This is a genomic window from Methylobacterium thuringiense (genome assembly GCF_022179645.1).
In the GTDB taxonomy this organism is placed as follows: domain Bacteria; phylum Pseudomonadota; class Alphaproteobacteria; order Rhizobiales; family Beijerinckiaceae; genus Methylobacterium; species Methylobacterium thuringiense.
In genome coordinates, this window is record NZ_BPRA01000012.1 from 189,308 (window position 1) to 206,423 (window position 17,116).

The 17,116-nt window shown below is 70.1% G+C and carries 13 protein-coding genes; 7 read left to right on the plus strand and 6 right to left on the minus strand.

Going from position 1 to position 17,116, the window contains the following annotated elements; translation table 11 throughout:
• Nucleotides 1–52: 52 nt before the first annotated feature.
• Nucleotides 53–1,546, plus strand: a complete 1,494-nt coding sequence (locus MFF07_RS14555; protein WP_147818696.1) for an AMP nucleosidase — start codon at nt 53–55, stop codon at nt 1,544–1,546.
• Between the two features lie 9 nt (nt 1,547–1,555).
• Here the strand turns inward: MFF07_RS14555 and MFF07_RS14560 are convergent, their stop codons facing one another.
• From MFF07_RS14560 to MFF07_RS14570, 3 genes are read right to left on the minus strand one after another with little or no spacing between them, the layout of a single operon-like run.
• Nucleotides 1,556–1,885: a type II toxin-antitoxin system HicB family antitoxin gene (locus MFF07_RS14560; RefSeq protein ID WP_210245152.1), complete on the minus strand. Its 330-nt coding sequence runs from the start codon at nt 1,883–1,885 to the stop codon at nt 1,556–1,558.
• Entirely contained in the window at nt 1,882–2,202 is a 321-nt protein-coding gene (locus tag MFF07_RS14565; RefSeq protein WP_306424639.1) for a type II toxin-antitoxin system HicA family toxin, read from the minus strand. Before MFF07_RS14565 ends, MFF07_RS14560 begins: the two co-directional genes overlap by 4 nt.
• Nucleotides 2,184–4,658 (minus strand): PBP1A family penicillin-binding protein, encoded by a 2,475-nt coding sequence (locus MFF07_RS14570; RefSeq protein ID WP_238232248.1) that lies wholly within the window; start codon nt 4,656–4,658, stop codon nt 2,184–2,186. The genes MFF07_RS14565 and MFF07_RS14570 overlap by 19 nt, the downstream gene beginning before the upstream one ends.
• A gap of 325 nt (nt 4,659–4,983) precedes the next feature.
• Between MFF07_RS14570 and rimP the strand changes: the two genes are divergently transcribed.
• From rimP to truB, 6 genes are all read left to right on the plus strand, one after another.
• Complete coding sequence (rimP, locus tag MFF07_RS14575) at nt 4,984–5,712, plus strand: ribosome maturation factor RimP (RefSeq protein ID WP_147818692.1); 729 nt, start codon at nt 4,984–4,986, stop codon at nt 5,710–5,712.
• Between the two features lie 60 nt (nt 5,713–5,772).
• Nucleotides 5,773–7,401: a transcription termination factor NusA gene (gene nusA, locus MFF07_RS14580; RefSeq protein ID WP_147818690.1), complete on the plus strand. Its 1,629-nt coding sequence runs from the start codon at nt 5,773–5,775 to the stop codon at nt 7,399–7,401.
• A 23-nt stretch (nt 7,402–7,424) separates the two neighbouring features.
• Nucleotides 7,425–8,162: an RNA-binding protein gene (locus tag MFF07_RS14585; protein WP_147818688.1), complete on the plus strand. Its 738-nt coding sequence runs from the start codon at nt 7,425–7,427 to the stop codon at nt 8,160–8,162.
• Between the two features lie 51 nt (nt 8,163–8,213).
• On the plus strand, nt 8,214–11,126 hold the full coding sequence (gene infB / locus MFF07_RS14590) for a translation initiation factor IF-2 (protein ID WP_238232249.1): 2,913 nt from the start codon (nt 8,214–8,216) through the stop codon (nt 11,124–11,126).
• 113 nt (nt 11,127–11,239) lie between these two features.
• Nucleotides 11,240–11,674 (plus strand): 30S ribosome-binding factor RbfA, encoded by a 435-nt coding sequence (gene rbfA, locus MFF07_RS14595; protein ID WP_147818391.1) that lies wholly within the window; start codon nt 11,240–11,242, stop codon nt 11,672–11,674.
• A gap of 120 nt (nt 11,675–11,794) precedes the next feature.
• Nucleotides 11,795–12,862, plus strand: coding sequence for a tRNA pseudouridine(55) synthase TruB (truB, locus tag MFF07_RS14600; RefSeq protein ID WP_147818407.1), 1,068 nt, complete (start codon nt 11,795–11,797; stop codon nt 12,860–12,862).
• A gap of 3 nt (nt 12,863–12,865) precedes the next feature.
• Here the strand turns inward: truB and MFF07_RS14605 are convergent, their stop codons facing one another.
• The 3 genes from MFF07_RS14605 to MFF07_RS14615 all read right to left on the minus strand — a co-directional run bounded on the left by MFF07_RS14605 (nt 12,866) and on the right by MFF07_RS14615 (nt 17,097).
• Nucleotides 12,866–14,035, minus strand: coding sequence for a M20 aminoacylase family protein (locus MFF07_RS14605; RefSeq protein ID WP_238232250.1), 1,170 nt, complete (start codon nt 14,033–14,035; stop codon nt 12,866–12,868).
• 78 nt (nt 14,036–14,113) lie between these two features.
• Nucleotides 14,114–14,587 carry a Cu(I)-responsive transcriptional regulator gene (gene cueR, locus MFF07_RS14610; RefSeq protein ID WP_147818393.1) on the minus strand — a complete coding sequence of 158 codons (474 nt, stop codon included), beginning with the start codon at nt 14,585–14,587 and terminating at the stop codon, nt 14,114–14,116.
• Nucleotides 14,584–17,097, minus strand: coding sequence for a heavy metal translocating P-type ATPase (locus MFF07_RS14615; protein ID WP_147818394.1), 2,514 nt, complete (start codon nt 17,095–17,097; stop codon nt 14,584–14,586). The genes cueR and MFF07_RS14615 overlap by 4 nt, the downstream gene beginning before the upstream one ends.
• Between the last annotated feature and the right edge of the window lie 19 nt (nt 17,098–17,116).

Sequence of the window (17,116 nt, forward strand, 5' to 3'; positions counted from 1 at the left end):
CCACGCCCGGCCCCCGGGTGTAAAGCCACGCACCGAGTCACGCGGAGGGGGCATGGACAGCGAAGAGCTTCGGCCGATGGCAGAGATCGCCGATCCGGAGACGGCGGTCGATCGGCTCACGGATTTGTTCGACGGGGCGACGGCCGCCCTGCGCACGGCCCTGAAGCGGTATCTCGACGACGGCGTGCCCCCGGATGCGACCGAACGGCTGCAGTTCCGCTATCCCGAGCTGCGCCTGACCTACCGCGCGGATGGTCCGGTTCCGCGGATCAACCGGGCGACGGCGAAGTTCCAGGCGCCGGGCACCTATGCCACCACGCTGACGCAGCCGGGGCATTTCCGGCCCTACCTGCTCGAACAGCTCCGCCATCTCGTGCGCGACTACGGCGCGACGCTCGAAGTCGGCCTGAGCGGTCAGGAGATTCCGTATTCCTACGTCGTCGAGCCCGGCGCCGACCTGACGCGCAACGGCGTCACCGCGAGCCAGCTCGCGACCTATTTCCCGACGCCGCTGCTCTCGGTGGTCGGCGACGAGATCGCCGACGGGCTCTGGCAGGATCATCCGGACGCGCCGCGCCCGCTGGCGCTGTTCGACGGGGTGCGCACCGACTACTCGCTGCGCCGCCTCGTGCACTACACGGGCTCGGATTGGCGCGAGATCCAGCCATGGATCCTGCTGACGAACTACCACCGCTACGTCGACGGCTTCGTGCGCCACGGCCTGGATCGGCTGACTGCCCCCGACAGCGTCTTCGAAAAGCTGGTCCTGCCGGGCGGGATCAGCGTGAGCCGGGCCGAGGCCGCCACGGCCGACCCGGATGCGCTGATCGCGGCCTCGCCCTGGCACCGCTTCCAGATGCCGGCCTATCATCTCGTCGCGCGCGGCGCGGACGGCAGCCCGCAGGGCACGACGCTGGTCAATATCGGCGTCGGCCCCTCCAATGCGAAGACGATCACAGACCATCTCGCGGTGCTGCGCCCGCATTGCTGGCTGATGGTCGGCCATTGCGGGGGCCTGCGGCAGTCGCAGACCATCGGCGACTACGTGCTGGCCCACGGCTATCTCCGCCTCGACCGCATCCTCGACGACCTCGTGCCGCCGGAGGTGCCGGTGCCGGCGCTCGCCGAGGTGCAGATCGCCCTCCAGAACGCCGCCGCCGCCGTCACCGGCGAGCAGGACGACGCGCTCAAGCGGCGGCTGCGCACCGGCACCGTCGTCACCTACGACGACCGCAACTGGGAGCTGCGGTTCACCCAGGAGCGCCGCCGGATCAATCTCGGCCGCTGCATCGCCGTCGACATGGAGAGCGGCACCGTCGCCGCCCAGGGCTATCGGCTGCGCGTCCCCTACGGCACGCTGCTCTGCGTTTCCGACAAGCCGCTGCACGGCGAGATCAAGCTGCCGGGCGCGGCGAACGCGTTTTACGAGCGCGCGGTGGCGGAGCATCTGCTGATCGGCCTCGCGACCCTCGATGCCCTTCGCGCCGACCGGCACGGCCTGCACTCGCGAAAGCTGCGGAGCTTCGACGAGCCGCCGTTCCGGTAAGCCGAGCGGTCAGGCCGTCTCGCGTTCGAGAACCTGTGCGACCCATTTGTTGAGGCTGATGCCGGCCCGCTTCGCGGAGGTCGCCACGGCCTTGTGGAGAACCGGCTCGACCCGCACCACGAACTGCCCGGAATAGGGCTTTTCCGGCTCCTCGCCGCGCTTGGCGCAGAATTCGAGATAATCCTCGATGCTGTCGGCGAGGGCCTGCTTCAGTTCATCGACGGACCGGCCCTGGAATGTCACCACGTCGCGCAGGTTGACCACTTCGCCATGAAACAACGCGGCCTCGTCGTCGTACTCGACGACGGCTTCGTAGCCCTTGTGGGTCATCGTGGTCATGGCTCGATCCCGGCTTCGGTGAGGAAGCGCCGTACGGATTTCACGGCGCCCTTATCGGTCTCCTTTTGCGGATGCGGCCGATGGAATACCGCCCGCACGCCGTTGAGCGCGATCCGAACCCGCGAACCGCGTCCCTCCTCGACCTCGGCACCGCAGGCCTGCAACAGCGCCTCGATATCGCTCCAGACGATGCCCGACCGAACCGGGTCGGCAAAGATCGCCGCGAGCGTCGGCCTATGCCTGCCTTTGACGCGGAAGTGATACTGTTTTCCAGTATCACGATCCAGTGGTTCGTCCGTCACCGCTCCCGGCTCCACAACCCCGCCCGCTCCGATCGCGCCTGATCCTCCGCCTCCAGCAGATCCTGCGGCGCGTCCTCGGTCGCGCGAGCGCCGCCGGCGGTGAGGATGAGGGAGGCGAGGTCGTCGCCGTCGATGCGGCAGCGCATGGCGCCGCCGGCGGGATCGGGTGCGCAGGCGACCTCGCGGCGGCGCAGGTAGCGGGCGAGCTGGCGGGCGAGGGCACCGCCTTCGCCGGAGACGCCGAGCAGTTTGACGTTGCGGCCGCGGATCGTGAGCGTCCCGGTATCGATCACCTCGGCTACGCCACGGACATCCGAGGACACCGGCCCGGACGAGATCTCGCCGGCAGGCACGCGCTCGGCCTTCGCGGCGGAGGGAGCAGGGCGCTTCTTGCCCTTGAGGATGCCCTGTGCGCGCTGCACGAAGTCGTGGAAGACGCGGGCCGGGATGTCGCCGCCGGTGACGCCCTTCATCGGCGCGTTGTCGTCGTTGCCGACCCAGACGCCGACGATCATGTCCGGCGTGATCCCGACGAACCAAGCGTCGCGATAGTCCTGGCTGGTGCCGGTCTTGCCGCCGATGGGGATGCCGGGGAGCCGGGCAGCCTTGCCGGTCCCGGATTCGACCACCGCTTCGAGCGAATCGAGCATCATCGTCTGCACGTCGCGCGACAGCGCCGCGGTGGCGGGTTTGGCCTCATGCAGGTAGAGCGGCTGCGGTGCGCTCCCCCGGATCGTGTGGATCGCGAACGGCTCGACGGGAGGCGCTCCGGTGAGCACCCCGGCATAGGCGCGCGTCATGTCGAGCAGCGTCACGTCGGCGGAGCCGAGGGCGAGGCTCGGCACGTTCGGCAAGTCCGACTGCACGCCGAGTTTTCGCGCAGCCGCGATCACGCTCGGGATGCCGACCTCGTCCCCGAGTTGCGCCGCGATGGTGTTCACCGACAGCGCGAAGGCAGAACGCAAGGGGAGGGCACCGCGAAAGCGGTTGTTGGAGTTCTGCGGCTCCCACTCGCCGATCTGCGTCGGCCGGTCGACGAGAACGGTTTCCGGCGTGTAGCCGCCCTCGTAGGCGGCGAGATAGACGAACAGCTTGAACAGCGAGCCCGCCTGCCGCTTGGCCTGGGTCGCGCGGTTGAACTGGCTGTCCTCGTAGTCGCGCCCGCCGACCATCGCCAGGATCGCGCCGTCCTTCGACATCGCGATCAGGGCGCCCTGCCCAACCTTCTTCTTGTCGCCCTCGGCGTCGAGCTTTCGCGCCAGCGTGGCCTGGGCGAGGCTCTGCAGGTCGATGTTGAGCGTGGTCCGGAGTGTGACGTCGCCGGCCTCGCCTGCGAGCCGCTTGGCGTCGCCTGCCACCATGTCGATGAAGTAGTTCGCCCCCGGCGGCGTCTCGGGCGGGGTGCGTAGCGTCAGCTTGTCGGCGCGGGCCTTATCGGCCTGCGGCCGCGTGATCGCGCCCGTCTCAACCATGGTCTGGAGCACGAGGTCGGCCCGCTCCTTGGCCCCGCCGAAATTGCGGGTCGGGGCGAGCTGCGAGGGCGCACGCACGAGGCCCGCCAGCATCGCGGATTCCGACAGCGTCAGCGCCTTGGCACCATGTCCGAAATAGCGCCGCGCCGCCGCATCGATGCCGTAGGCGCCGGCCCCGAAATAGGCGGTGTTGAGGTAGCCGAGCAGGATCTCCTGCTTCGACATCGTGCTCTCCAGCCGCAGGGCCAGCAGCGCCTCCTGGATCTTGCGCCGGAGCGTCTTCTCCTGGGTGAGCGAGGTCAGCCGGGCATATTGCTGGGTGATGGTCGAGCCGCCCTCACGCACGCCGCCGCCGGTGGCGTTGCGCCAGACGGCGCGGGCGAGGCCGCGCAGGTCGATACCCCAGTGGCTGTAGAAGCGCCGGTCCTCGATCGCCGTGATCGCCTGGGCGAGATGCGGGGGCAGGTCCGGCGCAGTGAGCCGCTCGCCGCGATAGGCGCCCCGCGTGGCGAAGGACCGGCCGTCGTCGGATTCGACGGTGATCGCCCGCTGCCCGCCTTCCGGGACCACGCCGCCGAGGGGTGGCAGGGTCGCGAAGGCCTCCAGCGCCAGGGCAGCGAGGACGAGGATCGGCAGCGCCACGACGGCGAGGCCGATCGCGAGGCGCGGCCTTTGGCGAAGGCGAGCGAACCACGAGCCGGCGGCGGCGGACCGCTCCGGGCCCGGCTCGGGTGCCGACCGATCCGGCGACCGGCGTGAACGCGCCGACAGCCCGGCGAAGAACGGGCCTGCGGCGCGACCGGCGCTGCGCCCGCGTCGGCCGGCACCGCGCAATCCCGCGACGGCGAGCAGCCCGAGTTGGCGGACGAGCACGCGGGCGGCGCCCGCCGCTTCCCGTGCGGCCTGGCGCGGGTCGGCCTCGCCCGGGTGGTGCGATGCGCCGCTGTCGTCGGACGGCGGATCGGTGTCGGCGGGGCGTCGGGGCTCTGGCGGATTCATCGCTGGCTCGTCGTCGCCCCTTCGGCAGGCTCCCGGCTCCCCCGAATGCAAAAGGGCTACCGAAGCGAAGCCCATGGTAGGTTGCCGGCACGTGTATGGCTACGCTCAGGCCGTGCAAGCGTCGTCCGGAACGCGGGCCCCGCGCAATTCGCTTGAAATCCGGCGTCTCCGGCGCTAGGTCTCGCTCCAACATTCTGGTTGCAGTTTCAGGCTGCGGTACGGGAGTGGGTCCCAAAGGACCCGCTCTTTTTTTGTTCCGTATCGCAGGAGCCCGCCGCACAGCCGGACGCGATCCTCTTTCGAATTCGGACCTTTCGGACACAACATGACGGACGCTTCCGAGAAGCGATTGATCGTCGAACACGGCGTCGCCGCGCGCGTGGCGCAGGTGATCGAGGCGTCGATCGAAGGGCTGGGCTACCGGCTCGTGCGGGTGAAGATCTCCGCCACCAATGGCTGCACGGTCCAGATCATGGCCGAGCGGCCCGACGGCACCATGAGCGTCGACGATTGCGAAACCGTGAGCCGCGCGATCTCGCCGCTTCTCGACCTCGACGACCCGGTCGGCACCGCCTACTACCTCGAACTGTCATCGCCTGGCATCGACCGGCCGCTGGTGCGCGCCTCCGATTTCGAGCGCTGGGCCGGCTACGAGGCCAAGGTCGAACTCACGGCGCCCCTCGACGGCCGCAAGCGTTTTCGCGGCATCATCGGCGTCCCGAGCGCCGACGGGGCCACCGTTCCGATCCATCTCCCCGACGTGAAGGCCGGACTGCCGAGCGAGATCGCCCTGCCGCTGCGCAATCTCGCCGACGCGCATCTGGTGCTGACCGACGAGCTGGTGCGCGAGTCGCTTCGCCGGGGCGGAGCGCCTCCGCCGGACGGCGACGAGGAGATCGACGGCGGGGCCGAGGAGCCGGTCCGCGCCGTCCCGCACAGGCCCGCCCGACAGAAGAAGACCAAGCCCGTCAAGGTGCCGAAGCCGCGGCCCGACGGCGCGAAACCCACGATCACGAAGGCCGTCCGCCTCAAGAACCGCGACAGCCTCCACTGACCTGATCTGCCGCCGAGAACGCGGCGAACCGCAAGACCGACCGAGAGAAGGACCGTCACCATGGCCGTCGTCAGCGCCAACCGGCTCGAACTCCTCCAGATCGCCGAAGCCGTCGCGCGCGAGAAGGTGATCGACCGCATCATCGTCATCGAGGCGATGGAAGAGGCGATCGCCAAGGCCGCCCGCTCGCGCTACGGCGCCGAGACCGACGTGCATGCCGAGATCGACAACAAGACCGGCGCGCTGCGCCTGTCGCGCCACCTCCTCGTCGTCGAGGAGATCGAGAACGACGCCCGCGAGATCACCGTCGACCAGGCCAAGCGCTACAACCCGGCCGCTCAGGTCGGCGACGTGATCTCCGACACGCTACCGCCCTTCGATTTCGGACGCGTCGCGGCGCAGTCCGCCAAGCAGGTCATCGTCCAGAAGGTGCGCGACGCCGAGCGTGCCCGCCAGTACGAGGAGTACAAGGATCGCATCGGCGAGATCGTCAACGGTACCGTCAAGCGCGTCGAGTACGGCAACGTCATCGTCGATCTCGGCCGCGGCGAGGGCATCGTGCGCCGCGACGAGATGATCCCGCGCGAGACCTTCCGTCCCGGCGACCGCATCCGCTCGTACCTGTTCGACGTGCGCTCGGAAGTGCGCGGGCCGCAGATCTTCCTCTCGCGCTCGCATCCGCAGTTCATGGCCAAGCTGTTCGGCCAGGAAGTGCCCGAAATCTACGATGGCATCGTCGAGGTGAAGGCCGTCGCCCGCGATCCGGGCTCGCGCGCCAAGATCGCGGTGATCTCGAACGACGGCTCGATCGACCCGGTCGGCGCCTGCGTCGGCATGCGCGGCTCGCGCGTCCAGGCCGTCGTGGGCGAACTTCAGGGCGAAAAGATCGACATCATCCCGTGGTCGGTCGACCAGGCAACCTTCATCGTCAACGCCCTGCAGCCGGCGGAAGTCGTCAAGGTGGTTCTGGACGAGGAGGCCGACCGCATCGAGGTCGTGGTGCCCGACGACCAGCTCTCGCTGGCGATCGGCCGCCGCGGCCAGAACGTGCGTCTCGCCTCGCAGCTCACCGGCTGGGACATCGACATCCTGACCGAGGCCGAGGAATCCGAGCGCCGCCAGAAGGAGTTTGCCGAGCGGACCCAGGTGTTCATGGAAGCCCTCGACGTCGACGAGACGGTCGGTCAGCTCCTCGCCGCGGAAGGGTTCCGCAACGTGGAGGAAGTCGCCTTCGTCGAGACCTCCGAGCTCGCCAACATCCAGGGCCTCGACGAGGAGACAGGCACCGAGATCCAGGCCCGCGCCCAGGACTACCTCGCCCGCATCGAGGCCGAGTACGACGCACGCCGGACCGAACTCGGGGTCGAGGACGAGCTGCGCGAGATCGAGGGCATCACCACGCCGATGCTGGTCGCCCTCGGCGAGAACGAGGTTAAGAACGTCGAGGACCTCGCCGGCTGCGCCACCGACGACCTCGTCGGCTACACCGAGGGCCGCGGCCCCGAGGCGGTCCGCCATGCGGGCTTCCTCGACGGCTTCGAGCTGTCCCGCGCCGAGGCCGAGGGTCTGATCATGGCCGCGCGGCTCAAGGCCGGCTGGATCGAGGCGCTGCCGGAGCCCGAGGGTGAGGGCGAGGCCGTCGAGGGCGAGGACGCCGAGCAGGTCGCCGAGACGCAGCCGGCCGCCTGAGGGCATGTCCGGCAGGGGAGACCATGACCGACACGATCGACGGCGACGTGGAACTCGACCCCGGCCCCGGCCGGGGCCGGCAGGGTGCTGAGCGCACCTGCATCGTCACGCGCGAGGCCAAGCCCTCGCGCAAGATGATCCGCTTCGTGCTGTCGCCGGACGGAGAGGTCGTCCCCGACCTGCGCGCCCGCCTTCCGGGCCGCGGCGCCTGGGTCAGCGGAACGCGCGAGACCGTCGAGCTCGCCATGAAGCGCCGCCTGTTCCGGCGCGCCTTCAAGAACGAGCGGGCCGACGCCCATCCCGACACCGCCGACAGGATCGCCGAGGGCCTGCGCACCGATCTGCGCCAGGCCATCGCCATGGCCAACAAGTCGGGCTGCGTCGTCACGGGCTTCGGCAAGGTCGAGGCGCAGATCGGCAGCGGGATCGGAGTCGCGGCGGTGATCCATGCCTCCGACGCAGCCGCGGACGGCCGCCGCAAGATCGGTCAGGCCTTGCGGCGCAAGCAGGGCGATTCCACTTATAAAGTCCCGATCATCGATGACCTGTCCGAAAGCGAATTGGACATGGCCTTGGGTCGGGATCATGTGATACACGCTGCGCTCGTCGCGGGGGCTGGCACGACCGGCTGTCTCGCGCGTTGGCGTCGGCTCCGCGCTTTTGATGGCGTGGCGACGGTGATCGCGGACGCAAACCCGGCCCAGGCCGGCGCATCCGCCTCCGATCCGCACGACGATGAGACGACGGACCGGCCCGAGTAGTTTCGGGATGCCGGTCGACGGGACGATGCAAACCCCCAGGGTTCGGACTGAATGAGCGATACGAAGACACCGGGCGATAAGACGCAGACCAGGGCGCCCGCGAAACCGCTGACGCTGAAGCGTCCGATCGAGCAGGGCACGGTACGGCAGAGCTTCTCCCATGGCCGATCCAAGTCGGTCGTGGTCGAGACGGTGAAGCGCCGCACGATTGGTGCTGCTCCGGCTCCCGCCGCCGCCCCGCCGCGCGAGGCTCCGGCCGCGCCGCAAACCACCCGCCCCGCACCGGCTGCGCCGCCGACGGTGGCGCCCGCCCCCGCACGGCCCCCGGCCGGACGCTCGGGCTCCGGCATGGTGCTGCGCACGCTGAGCGAGCAGGAGCGCGACGCCCGCGCCAACGCTCTGGCCGACTCGCAGAAGCGCGAGCAGGAGATGCGTGCGCTGGCCGACGCCGAGAAGCGTGCCCGCCGCGAACGCGACGAATCCGAGCAGCGCGAGCGCGACGCGGCGGAGGCCCGCCGCCGCGAGGAGGACGATCGCCGCAAGCAGGACGACGAGCACCGCCGTCGCGCTTCCGAGGAATCCCGCCGCCGCGCCGAAGAGGATTCTGCTGCCCGCGCCGCTCCGGTCGAGGCGCCGCAGGCACCCGAGGCCTCGCCTCAGGCTGCGGCTCCGGCCCAGCCGGCGGCTCCGGCTGCCGCCGCTCCGCCACGTCCGGCTGCTCCGGCACGTCCGTCGGCGCCGCGCCCCGGCCTTGCGCCGACGACGCCCCGCCCGCCCGTGACCGCGCGTCCGGCAAGCGCCGAACCGCGCCGCACGATCACCGCCGAGGTGCGCAAGCCGCGCGACCTGAACTTCATGGCGCGCCCGGCTCCGGCTCCCGAGCCGGAGAACAAGACGACGCCGTCGACGGCCCGTCAGCCCGACGGCATCACCGTCACGCGTCCGGCCCGCTCGAACGCGACGGCCGCCGAGGAGGAGCCCGAGACCAAGCGGGTGATCCGCCGTCCCGGCATGCCGCTCAAGATCATCACCCCGCCCAAGACGCCGAAGTCGCCGGGCGGCGATCGCAACCGCGGCCGTCTCACCATCGCCACGGCGACGTCGGGCGAGGACGAGCGCACGCGCTCCGTCGCGTCCTTCCGCCGCCGCCAGCAGCGGATGAGCGGCCACCGGAACGACGAGCCCAAGGAAAAGATCGTCCGCGAGGTGACGATCCCCGAGACGATCACGATTCAGGAACTCGCCAACCGCATGTCGGAGCGGGCGGTGGACGTGATCCGCCTGCTCATGAAGCAGGGCGAGATCCACAAGATCACCGACGTGATCGACTCGGATTCCGCGCAGCTCATCGCTGAGGAAATGGGCCACACGGTCCGCCGCGTCGCCGAGTCGGACGTCGAAGAGGGTCTGACCTCGGACGAGCCGGATCTGGAGGAGGATCTCGATCCCCGTCCGCCGGTCGTCACGATCATGGGCCACGTCGACCATGGCAAGACCTCGCTGCTCGACGCGATCCGCAAGGAGAACGTCGTTTCGGGCGAAGCCGGCGGCATCACCCAGCATATCGGCGCCTACCAGGCGCCGTCGCCCTCGGGCGACCTGATCACCTTCATCGACACCCCCGGCCACGCGGCCTTCACCTCCATGCGCGCCCGCGGCGCCAAGGTGACGGACATCGTCGTGCTCGTGGTGGCGGCCGATGACGGCGTCATGCCCCAGACGATCGAGGCGATCGCCCACGCCAAGGCGGCGCAGGTGCCGCTGATCATCGCGATCAACAAGATCGACAAGGCCGACGCGAACCCGCAGCGGGTCCGCACCGAGCTGCTGCAGCACGACATCCAGGTCGAGTCGATGGGCGGCGAGACCCTGGAATTCGAGGTTTCGGCCAAGACCGGCGACGGTCTGCCCGAGCTTCTCGAGGGTCTGCAGCTCCAGGCCGAGATCATGAACCTTCGCGCCAACGAGAAACGCGACGGCGAGGGCACGGTCATCGAGGCCCAGCTCGACCGTGGCCGCGGCCCGGTCGCGACCGTGCTGGTCCAGCGCGGCACCCTGTTCACCGGCGACATCGTCGTGGCGGGCGCCGAGTGGGGCCGGGTGCGCGCGCTGATCGACGACAAGGGCGAGCACATCCCCTATGCCGGCCCTTCGGTGCCGGTCGAGGTGCTCGGCTTCAACGGCACGCCGGATGCCGGCGAGCGCGTGGTCGTGGTTCCCAACGAGGCCCGCGCCCGCGAGGTCGCGGAATACCGCGCCCGGATCAAGCGCGATCGCATGACTGCCCGCACGGGCGGCGCCAACCGCTCGCTCGTGGACATGATGCGCGATCTCAAAGAGGGCTCCGGCCGCCGCGAGTTGCCCGTCATCATCAAGGGCGACGTGCAGGGCTCGGTCGAGGCGATCGTCGGTGCGCTCGGCAAGATCGGCAACGACGAGGTCTCCGCCCGCATCCTGCATTCGGGCGTCGGCGGCCTGACCGAGTCGGACGTGACCCTGGCGACGGCTTCGAAGGCCGTGGTCATCGGCTTCAACGTGCGCGCCCACAAGGAAGCCCGCGAGGCGGCCGAGCGGGCTGGCACCGAGATCCGCTACTACAGCATCATCTACGACCTCGTGGACGACATCAAAGACACGCTCTCGGGCATGCTCCCGCCGACGCTCCGCGAGGAGAAGCTCGGCGAGGCGCAGATCCTGCAGATCTTCGACGTGTCGAAGGTCGGCAAGATCGCCGGTTGCCGCGTCACCGACGGTACCGTCCAGCGCGGCGCCCATGTCCGCCTGATCCGCGACAGCGTCGTGATCTACGAGGGCAAGCTCTCGCAGCTCAAGCGCCTCAAGGACGACGCCAAGGAAGTCGGGTCGGGCTACGAGTGCGGCATGTCCTTCGAGAACTTCCAGGACATGCGCGCCGGCGACCAGATCGAGTGCTTCCGGGTCGATGAGATCCGCCGGACGCTCTGACCCTGACGCGTCCGCAGCGATGACGGCGGGGCCGCGGCGCAAGCTGCGGCCCCGTTCGTTTCGCACGGCTCGCGCCGCATCCCCCGCTTTGAAACGATCCACCGATACCGCCCATGGCTCAGAAATCCTCTCAAGCCGGTCCCGGCCAGCGCCAGCAGCGCGTCGCGGAACTCGTGCGCCATGCGCTGGCCGACGTGCTGCAGCGCGGCGACATCCAGGACCCTGTGCTGTCCTCGCACGTGATCACGATCCCGGAGGTGCGGATGTCGCCGGACCTCAAGATCGCGAACGCCTACGTGATGCCGCTCGGCGGCCAGGACGAGGCGCCGGTGATCAAGGCGCTCGAGAAGAACCGCAAGGTCCTGCGGCAGGAGGTGGCCCGCCGCGTGAACCTCAAATTCGCGCCGGACCTGCGCTTCTTCCGCGACGAGACCTTCGACGAGGCCTCGCGGATCGATGCAATCCTGCGGAGCGAGAAGGTCCAGCGCGACCTCGACTCCGCTCCGGCATCCGATACCGGCGAACCCGAGCCCGAATCCGGGCATTGACCCCGGGCGGACTTGCTCGGAGACGGTCGACACCATCCCTTATCTCAGACGCGCGGGACGGACTTGCAGCCAGCGGCCGCAAGCCCCCGAGGCGTTGCAGTGCCATCGATCGAGGACATCATGCAGGACGACACCGCCGGACAGTCCGAGGAACCGACGGCCGCCCTGCCGACCGAGGCGACCGTCGCGGACGAGCGCGGATCCGAAGAGCGCGGATCCGACGAGGGACGCCGGGGCAGGGGACGCCCGAATCGCGGCGGCCCGCGTCCCGACCGCCCGAAGAAGCGCGATGTCAGCGGCTGGGTGATCCTCGACAAGGGCGTCGGCATCACCTCGACCCATGCGGTCGCCGTGGTGAAGCGAGCCTTCAATGCCAAGAAGGCCGGGCATGCCGGCACCCTCGATCCGCTGGCCTCCGGCATCCTGCCGATCGCGCTCGGTGAAGCCACGAAGACCGTCCCCTTCGTGATGGACGGCCGCAAGGCCTACCGCTTCACCGTGCAATGGGGCGTCGAGACCGACACGGACGATGCCGAGGGGCGCCCGGTCGCGACGAGCGACGCGCGGCCGACCCAGGCCGAGGTCGAGGCGGCGCTGCCGTCCTTCGTAGGTAATATCCAGCAGGTGCCGCCGCGCTACTCCGCCATCAAGATCCAGGGCGAGCGCGCCTACGACCTCGCCCGTGAGGGCGAGATCGTCGAGCTCGTCGCCCGAGAGGTCCGCATCGACCACCTTTCTGTGATCGAGCACGATGGCGAGCGCACGGTGATCGCGGCCGAATGCGGCAAGGGCACCTATGTCCGGGCGCTGGCGCGCGACCTCGGCCGCATGCTCGGCTGCCACGGCCATGTCGCCGCCCTGCGGCGTACCCGCGTCGGCCCCTTCGTCGAAGAGGCCTCCTGCAGCATTCCGACGCTGGAAGAGGGCGCGCCCGACGGCAACGGCGCCCATCTCCAGCCCGTCGAGACGGCCCTCGACCAGATCCCGGAAGTGCCGGTCTCCCGCGACGTGGCCCTGCGCCTGATGCGCGGCCAGCCGGTGATCCTGCGCGGGCGGGATGCGCCGGTGGAGGGCAAGGCCTTCGCGACCTGCGGCGGGATCCTCGTGGCAGTGGGCGACGTCGAGCGCGGCGAACTGGTGCCGCACCGGGTGTTTCACCTGGGCGGGACGGCGCCGCAGCGGGATTGACCCTCACCCCACCGGCAGCGCCGTCTCGATCAACCGCGCCCACAGCGAAGCCCCGTAAGGCGCGGCCGCGTCGCAAAAGTCGTAGTCCGGGTGGTGCAGGCCGGCGGAGGGGCCGTTGCCCATGAAGATGTAGGCGCCGGGCCGCTCCAGCAGCATGTAGGAGAAATCCTCGGCGGCCATCATCGGCGCGACGTCGCGGTCGACCTGGGCCTCGCCGACGATGTTCGCGGCGATTCCGGCCATGTAGGCGGTCTCGGCCGGGTGGTTCTCGGTGGCGGGGTAGCCGTCGTCGAAAGCGATGATCGCCTGCGCCCCGAAGGCGGCCGTCACCCCTGTGACGATCGCGGCGATGCGCTCCTTGATCAGGGCCCTGACCTCGGGCGCCAGCGCGCGCAGCGTCCCGCGCAGGACCGCCTCCTGCGGCAGGACGTTGAACGCCTCGCCGGCCGTGACGGCGCAGACCGAGACCACAGCGGATTTCAGCGGATCGACCGAGCGAGCGACGATCGATTGCAGGGCAACGATGACGTGGCTGGCGACGAGCACGCTGTCGACCGCCGCCTGCGGCAGCGCGGCGTGGCCGCCCCGGCCCTGGATCGTGAGGGTGAAGCGGTCGGTGGACGCCATGATCGGGCCGGGCCGGATCGCGAAGCTGCCGAGCGGCTGGTTCGGGATGTTATGCAGCCCGTAGACCGCCTCGATGCCGAAGCGCTCCATCAGGCCGTCCGCGACCATCGCCGCGCCCCCGCCGCCGCCCTCTTCGGCGGGCTGGAAGATCAGCACGGCGCTACCGTCGAAATCGCGGGTCTCGGCGAGGTACTTCGCGGCCCCGAGCAGCATGGCCGTGTGGCCGTCATGGCCGCAGGCATGCATCTTTCCCGGCACCGTCGAGCGGTACGCCAAGTCCCGCACCTCCTGGATCGGCAGGGCGTCCATGTCGGCGCGCAGTCCGATCGCCCGGTTGGAGCCGTGCGCCCGGCCCCGGATCACGCCGACGACGCCGGTGCGGCCTATGCCGGTGGCGACCGTGTCGCAACCGAAGGCGCGCAGCTTGTCCGCAACGAAGCCGGCGGTGCGGTGGACGTCGTATTGCAGCTCCGGATGCGCGTGGAGATCGTGCCGCCAGGCGGTGATCTCGTCCGCGAAGGTGGCGATCCGGTCGATGATGGGCATGGTCTCGGTACTCGTGCGCGTCCGTCGGAGCGTCCGCGCTCGACCCAGCAAACAGGAGGCCAGTGCCCCGGTCAATGCTCAAGCTTGGCCGGAAGAACCGCGACGAGGCTGCTTTGCCGGCTGCGAATTTCGCGCCCGGTCGTCGGCCGGGCCGGCGGCGAGGTCGTCGAGGATCGGGCAGTCCGGGCGGTCGTCGCCGCAGCAGCTTTCCGCAAGGTCTTCGAGCGTCCGGGCCATGCCCTCGAGGCCGGCGATGCGCCGTCGTAGATCCGCGACGTGACCCTGCGCCACCGCCTTCACCCCGGCGCTCGCCCGCGAGCGGTCGCGCCACAGCGCCAGAAGCTCGGCAATCTCCGGCATCGAGAAGCCGAGATCGCGCGCCCGGCGCACGAAGCGCAGGGCATGCAGGTCGGCCTGGGCGTAGAGCCGGTAGCCGGCGGCCGTCCGCTCGGCCGGACCGAGCAGGCCGGTCTCCTCGTAATAGCGGATCATCTTGGCCGAGACGCCGCTGAACCGCGCCGCCTCGCCGATCGTGACGGGGCGCCCGCTCATGCCGGCCTGCCCGCCGAGCGGGCATGGCGGAGGCGCAGAGCATTGGTCACGACGCATACGCTGGACAGCATCATGGCGCTTGCCGCGACTATCGGGGGCAGCATGGGAATGCCGGCCGCGGCGAGCGCTCCCGCCGCCACCGGAATCAACCCCACATTGTAGGCAAAGGCCCAGAACATGTTCTGCCGGATCGTCCGCATCGTCGCGCGCGACAGGACGAACGCCTCCTCCACGCCGCCGAGCGCACAGGACATCAGCACCACGTCGGCACTCGCGATCGCGACATCCGTGCCGGTGCCGATGGCGATGCCGACATCGGCGCCGGACAGCGCCGGGGCGTCGTTGATCCCGTCGCCGACGAAGGCGACGGAGCCGTGAGATTCTCGAAATCTCTCAATGGCTTCGACCTTTCCGGCGGGCAGGACCTCGGCCGCGACCGCGTCGATGCCGAGGGTTGCCGCCACGGCCTGCGCCGTACGCCGGTCGTCGCCGGTGATCATCGCGACGACGAGGCCGCGAGCCTGCAGCGAACGGATGACGCCCTCGGCGTCCGGCCTGACCGAGTCGGCGACCGCGATGAGGGCAGCGAGCCGGCCGTCGATGGCGGCGTAGAGCGGGCTGTGGCCGGAGGCGCCGAGCCGCTCGGCCGCGTCGTCGAGCGACCCTGCCGGGATGCCGAGTCTCTCCATCAAGCGCTTGGCACCAATGGCGATTTCTCTGCCAGCGACGCGGCCGGTCACACCATGGCCGGGGATCGCCTCGAAGGCCTCGACCTCGGCGATGGAGCCGGCCTCCCGCGCCGCCGTGACGATGGCGCGGGCGATCGGGTGTTCGGAGCGCGCTTCGACCGCCCCCGCTGCGGCCAGCACCTCCTCCCGCGAAAAGCCCTCGGCTGTGACGAGATCGGTAAGGCGGGGGCGGCCTTCGGTGAGGGTACCGGTCTTGTCGAAGGCGACGACCTTCACGTTTTCAAGGACCTGCAGGGCGCTGCCCTTGCGGAACAGCACGCCGCGCTCGGCCGCGCGGCCGGTGCCGACCATGATCGCGACCGGCACGGCGAGGCCCATGGCGCAGGGGCAGGCGATGATGAGGACGGCGATGGCATGAACGAGGGCGGGGCCGAGCGCCGGGCTCGGGGCCAGCGCCAGCCATGCGAGAAAGGTCGCGGCGGAGATCGCCAACACGGCCGGTACGAACCGGGCCGTGATGCGATCGACGAGGCCCTGGACCGGCAGCTTTCCGCCCTGCGCCGCCTCGACCATGCGGGCGATCTGGGCGAGGACGGTGCCGGAGCCGACGGTCTCGACCCGCAGGTCGAAGCCGCCGGAGGTGTTGAGCGTGCCGCCGATGGTGGCGTCGCCCTCTCCCTTGCGGACGGGATCCGGCTCGCCGGTGACCATGCTCTCGTCGATCCAGGACGCACCGGCGACGAGGCGGCCATCTGCCGGCACGCGCTCTCCCGGACGCACGCGCACCCGGTCGCCAAGCTTCAGATCAGTAACGAGAATTTCCGTTTCTTCGCCGTCACGCATGACGCGCGCGGTCTTCGGAGCGAGATCGAGGAGGCGGGCGATGGCCGCGCCGGTGCGGCCGCGGGCACGGGCTTCCAGCGCACGGCCGAGCAGGATCAGCGTGACGATGAGGACGCTCGCCTCGAAATACAGCTGCGCACCGCCCTGTGGCAGCAGGCCGGGCGCAAGGGTGGCGATCATCGAGGCGAGGTAGGCGGCACCGGCACCCAGGGCGACGAGGGCGTTCATGTCCGGGTGCCCGCGCAGCAGGCCGGGAATGCCCGACCGGAAGAAGCGGCGGCCCGGCCAGGCAAGCACCAGCGTGGCCAGGGCGGCCTGGAGCAGGGCGTTGGCGCCGTTGCCGAAAAGGCCGTCGACGCTCTCGTGGAAGCCGGGGATGAAATGGCCACCCATGTCGAGGAGGACGACGGGCGCCGCGAGCAGGGCCGAAAGGCGGACATCTCGCCAGAGCTGTGCCGTCTCGCGTGCCTGCCGATCTTCACGATCCGGCGTCCGACCAGCGTCGCTGCCGACGCTCTGCAATTCGAAGCCGGCCTGCCGCACCGTCTCTTCGATCTCGGCCATGGCGACGGTGCCGTCGGCATGGCGCAGTTCGGCGCGGCCGGAGGCGAGGTTGACGACTGCGCCCGTCACGCCGGGAATGCGCAGGAGCGTCCGCTCCACCCGCGCCACGCAGGAGGCGCAGGTCATTCCGCCGATGCCGACGGCGCTGGTCGTCTCGGGCACGGTGTAGCCGGCGGCCGCAATCGCCTCCGCCACGCGATGCGCCGGCATGCCGGCCGGAAGGCTCAGGCTGGCCTTCCCCGTCGCGAGGTTGACGGAGACGTCGCGAACATCCGGCAAGTCGAGCAGTGCCCGTTCGACACGGCTCACGCAGGACGCGCAGCTAAGCCCTTCGATCGGCAGCGTAATGGTGGCACGCGGCCGATCGGCAGTAGGCGCGGAGCGGGGGAGGGGGAAGTCGGTGCGAGCGTCCATGCGCCCTCAGATGGGGCTT